This is a genomic window from Phenylobacterium sp., from assembly GCF_036263695.1.
Taxonomy (GTDB): Bacteria; Pseudomonadota; Alphaproteobacteria; order Caulobacterales; family Caulobacteraceae; genus Phenylobacterium.
This window is the reverse complement of sequence record NZ_DATAGM010000015.1, coordinates 1-4,404: the sequence shown is the minus strand read 5'-3', so window position 1 is coordinate 4,404 and position 4,404 is coordinate 1. Positions and strand designations below refer to the sequence as shown.

Sequence of the window (4,404 nt, the reverse complement as noted above, 5' to 3'; positions counted from 1 at the left end):
GGTCGGCGAGGCGAACGCCGAGGTCGAAGCCATCCGCCACGACGTCGACCAACCTGCCTTCGGTGACGAGGTCGACGTGCACCTGGGGGTATCGTCGAAGGTACTCGAGGATCAGCGGCGACAGGACCTCGCGCGCCGCTGTGGCGAACGCATTGATCCGCAGGACGCCGGAAGGGGTCGCCTGCTGTCCCCGCACCAGGTCCATGGCGCCGTGGATCTCCTGCAAGGCAGGTCCGACCTGATCCACGAAGCGGCGGCCGGCGTCGGTCAGCGCCACGCTTCGCGTGGTTCGGTTGAACAGCCGCACGCCAAGGGCGGCCTCCAGCTTTGCGACCGCGTTGCTCAGCGCTGTCGCCGACACCCCGAGGTCGAGGGCCGCGCGTCGAAAGGAGGCGCGCCTTGCGATGGCGAGCACCGCATCGAGGTCGGAGAGATTGGGTCGGTACATTGATCCGGATTTCGTGACGCTACGTCCCTGGTTGTCCCGCTTATCGCGACGCCAGTCGAGGCTTAGCTAACGGCAAGACGAAGCGAGAAGGAGCCAGAAGATGCAGTCCGCGATTGCAGCCTATTTCGACGCCGACCGGCGGGGCGACGTCGAGGCCTTGACCGAAGTCTTCGCGCTTGAGGCCGCCGTGGTCGACGAGGGCCGCACCTACGTAGGCGGCGAGGCAATCGGCGCGTGGTGGTCGGAGACAAAGGCTCGGTACCAGACGGTCCTCCAGCCGCTGGAAGTCCGCGAGGGCGCCGAAGCGACCGTGGTTCGGGCGAGGGTGAGTGGGAACTTCCCCGGCAGCCCCGCCACCCTGACGTTTGCCTTCCAGCTGGACGCGAACCGGATCAAGGCCCTGGAGATCGGCGCATGAGCGGCTTCCTCACCCTGGAGGGCAAGCGGGCCGTGGTCACCTCCGGCACGCGCGGCGCGGGCGCAGCCACGGTCGCCTTGTTCCGCGAACTGGGAGCCGACGTCCTCACCGTGGCGCGGTCACGAGCCGACAGTTCGCCGGAGCACCTGTTCGTCGCCGCGGACCTCAGCACACCCGAGGGCTGTGACGCCGTCGCCTCCGCGGTGCGGGAGCGATTGGGGGGCGTGGACATCCTCGTCCACATGCTTGGCGGCTCCGCTGCGCCTGCGGGCGGATTTGCGGCCCTGGACGACGCGATCCGGGCGAAGGAGCTCGACCTTAACCTGATGCCGGCGGTCCGCCTCGATCGGGCGCTCGTCCCAGCGATGATGGATCAGGGCGCCGGCGTGGTCATCCACGTGACCTCGATCCAAAGGCTGATGCCGCTCCCGGAGGCGACGACCGCCTACGCGGCGGCCAAGGCGGCGCTGTCCGTCTACAGCAAGAGCCTTTCCAAGCAGGTCGCGCCCCACGGCGTGCGCGTGCTGCGCGTGGCGCCGGGCTGGATCGAGACGGAAGCCGCAGTCGCCTCGGCTGACCGTCTCGCCCGAGACGCCGGCGTCGACCGCGAAGGCGGAAAGCAGATCATCATGGACTCGTTGGGCGGCATTCCGCTCGGTCGCCCTTCGAAGCCGGAGGAGGTGGCGAACCTGATCGCCTTCCTGGCCTCTGAGCGCGCCGCGTCGCTAACGGGCGCCGAATATCTCATCGACGGAGGAACCGTGCCCACGGCGTGAGGGGCGCAGTCCCGAGCGCAACGACCTGCGGAGCCGTTGGTTTTCTTTGCGACGCGAGAGGGACTGCGATGACCAGCAGGAGTGAAATCGTTTTCGCCCAGGCTGGAGGCCGCGACCTGAGGCTTGATCTCTTCCGGCCTGACGGGGAGCCGCGGGCGATCATCCTCATGGTGCACGGCGGCGGCTGGCGGCGCGGTTCACGGGAGGGGATTGCAGCTTACGGCCGCGTCTTTGCGCGCTTGGGTTTCGTCACGGTCGCCGCCGAATACCGGCTGCTCGACGAGGCGCCTTGGCCAGCCCAATTGGACGACGTGGAAGCGGCCGTGATGTGGGCGGCGAGGAATACGGACAACCTGGGCGCGCCGGCTGGGCGGATGGCGCTGTTGGGCTTCTCAGCCGGTGGACATTTGGCTTTGTTGGCGGCCGACGACCTGAAAGACCAAGTGGCGGCGGTGATCGCCTTGTTTCCGCCCGTCGAGCTTGTGACCGATACGCCCAGCGCCGCACAGACCGCGGCGAGTAAGCTGCTCGACGACGGCGCGACGGAGGACGCCGCGCGCCTGGCGAGCCCGCTGCACCGGGCGGGACCGAACTTCCCGCCAACCTTCCTTATACACGGCGCGGAGGACTGGGTGGTCCCTCACGCCACGAGCCAGGCGATGTTCGAGGCCTTGTCTTCCGCGGGGGTGAAGGTGGAGCTGCATATCTACGCCGGCCACACCCACGAATTCGCGGACGCGCCGTACATGATGGAATCCGTGGCGGCGGAGGTGGCCAACTTCCTGCATCGGATGGTGGTGGACCCCGCAGGCGCACGGCAGGAGGACCTGAAGCACAATTCCTTCGCCCGCAACGCTCAGGCGCGGCGCTGACGCCGAGCCGACGCGACGGGGGTCTCGTTGGCAGCGGCTCGGATCGAACGCGCCCTTCCCAGGTTCTCACCCCGGCTCATTGCTCAAAGGAATTGCGGAAATGGACCAGTTCACCGGCGGCTGCCTCTGCGGCGACGTGCGGATCGTCGCCTCCGGCCGTCCGTACCGGGTCGGCCTCTGCCACTGCCTGGACTGTCGCAAGCATCACGGCGCGCTCTTCTTCGCTGCCGCCATCTTCCCGCAGTCCGCGGTGACCATCGATGGGGAGACCAACAACTACCAGGGGCGGGCGTTCTGTCCCCGCTGTGGCTCGTCCGTGTTCGCGCGCTATGCCGACGAGATTGAGGTTCACCTGGGCGCTCTGGACGCGCCCGATCAACTTGCGCCGACCTACGAGGCTTGGAGTGTCCGGCGCGAATCCTGGCTGCCCGATTTCCCGCACATGAGATCGTACGCTCGCGATCGGGAGAGTGCTGATCGGCACGAGAGCGCGCCATAACCGTGTGTCGCCGGCTCTGAGTGCCGCCTTGCCGGGAAGACTATCGGCGCCAAGAATGGCTTTGATGGCCCGCCCAGAGATCCACTACTCCGTTTCGACATGGCGACAGCCGGCGCCGCAGCCGGCGTCGGCCGCCAGAAGCGCAATGATCTCTCAGCTGGCGCAGGCGATCACTGCGGCCGGCCCCGGCAGGCTCCGTGTTGCGGTCGACGGACGCACCGCGGCAGGGAAGACCAGCTTCGGCCACGAGCTCGCCCTAGCGATCGTCGAGCTGGGACGGCCTGTCCTGCGGGCCAGCCTGGACGATTTCAAGCGACCCTGGCGGGAGCGGCATCTCTACGACCGGGAAAGCGGCGAAGGCTACTATCGGAACGCCTTCGACTACGACCGCGTGAAGTCACTCCTGCTGGAGCCCTTCGCGCACGGCGAATGCGCCCTCTGCGCCATCGATCCGCGAACACAGGTCGACCATTCCGACTTGGTGACGCCCGCGGGGCGTGACGCCGTACTGGTGGTTGATGGCGTGTTCGCCTTCCGCGCCGAACTCAACGCGTGTTGGGACTACAGGATCTGGCTGGAAGTCAGGCCCGAATTGTCCGTTGCGCGAGGGTTGGACAGGGATGGCGGCGACCTCTCGGTGCTCACCGACCGCTACCTCGTGTCAGAGAACATCTATCTAGCCGAGGAAGAGCCCCTCCTGCGTGCGGACGCCGTAGTCGACAACACCGACTTCGTCGCTCCAGTGCTGCTGCGGCTACGGGCGATCACGGCTCAGGCGTGACCCTGACCTCTGCCGGGGCGGCCGGACGTCGCCTCTAGCTGAGACTCGCCAACGCCGCCCTTTCAAACGCCATCAGGTCCTCCGTGCGGCCTTCCTTCACCTTCAGCGTCCATTTCGGGTCCTGCAGCAGGGCGCGGCCGACGCCGACCAGGTCGAAGTCACCGCGCTCCAGGCGGCGCTCCAGCTCGTCCAGGGAGGCGGGCTGGGAGCCTTCGCCGGCGAAAGCGGCGATGAACTCGCCGGAGAGGCCCACCGAGCCGACGGTGATGGTCGGGGCCCCGGTCAGCTTCTTGGCCCAGCCGGCGAAGTTCAGGTCCGAGCCCTCGAATTCCGGCTCCCAGAAGCGGCGCTGCGAGCAGTGGAGGATGTCGGCGCCGGCGTCGGTGAGGGTGGTGAGCCAGGCTTCCATCTCGTCCGGCGTGTGGGCGAGCTTCACGGCGTAGTCCTGCTGCTTCCACTGGGAGATGCGCAGGATAACGGGATAGTCCGGCCCGACCGCGCGCCGCACCTCGCGCAGGATCTCGGCGGCGAAGCGCGAGCGGTCCACCAGGCTCGCGCCGCCGTACGCGTCGTTTCGCAGGTTTGTGCCTTCCCAGAAGAACTGGTCGAT

Annotated in this window: 6 protein-coding genes and 1 pseudogene; 5 read left to right on the top strand and 2 right to left on the bottom strand. The window is 67.7% G+C overall.

What is annotated here, in order from left to right; all coding sequences use genetic code 11:
* Positions 1–448, bottom strand: a 448-nt coding sequence (locus VHK87_RS00515; RefSeq protein ID WP_329632942.1) for a LysR family transcriptional regulator, incomplete at its 3' end; no start/stop codon positions are given.
* Between the two features lie 100 nt (positions 449–548).
* Between VHK87_RS00515 and VHK87_RS00510 the strand changes: the two genes are divergently transcribed.
* The 5 genes from VHK87_RS00510 to VHK87_RS00490 all read left to right on the top strand — a co-directional run bounded on the left by VHK87_RS00510 (position 549) and on the right by VHK87_RS00490 (position 3,794).
* A complete protein-coding gene (locus tag VHK87_RS00510; protein ID WP_329632941.1) occupies positions 549–866 on the top strand; it encodes a nuclear transport factor 2 family protein in 318 nt (105 codons plus the stop codon).
* Entirely contained in the window at positions 863–1,642 is a 780-nt protein-coding gene (locus tag VHK87_RS00505; RefSeq protein WP_329632940.1) for an SDR family oxidoreductase, read from the top strand. The genes VHK87_RS00510 and VHK87_RS00505 overlap by 4 nt, the downstream gene beginning before the upstream one ends.
* A gap of 68 nt (positions 1,643–1,710) precedes the next feature.
* On the top strand, positions 1,711–2,514 hold the full coding sequence (locus VHK87_RS00500; protein ID WP_329632939.1) for an alpha/beta hydrolase: 804 nt from the start codon (positions 1,711–1,713) through the stop codon (positions 2,512–2,514).
* Positions 2,515–2,614: 100 nt separating this feature from the next.
* Positions 2,615–3,013, top strand: a complete 399-nt coding sequence (locus tag VHK87_RS00495) for a GFA family protein (protein WP_329632938.1) — start codon at positions 2,615–2,617, stop codon at positions 3,011–3,013.
* Between the two features lie 145 nt (positions 3,014–3,158).
* The gene (locus tag VHK87_RS00490) at positions 3,159–3,794 is read left to right on the top strand and encodes a hypothetical protein (RefSeq protein WP_329632937.1); all 636 of its coding nucleotides are present in this window, start codon (positions 3,159–3,161) and stop codon (positions 3,792–3,794) included.
* Between the two features lie 34 nt (positions 3,795–3,828).
* On the opposite strand, the pseudogene VHK87_RS00485 reads toward VHK87_RS00490, so the two are convergent.
* Positions 3,829–4,404 (bottom strand): annotated as a pseudogene (locus VHK87_RS00485) (12-oxophytodienoate reductase); the annotation flags it as partial.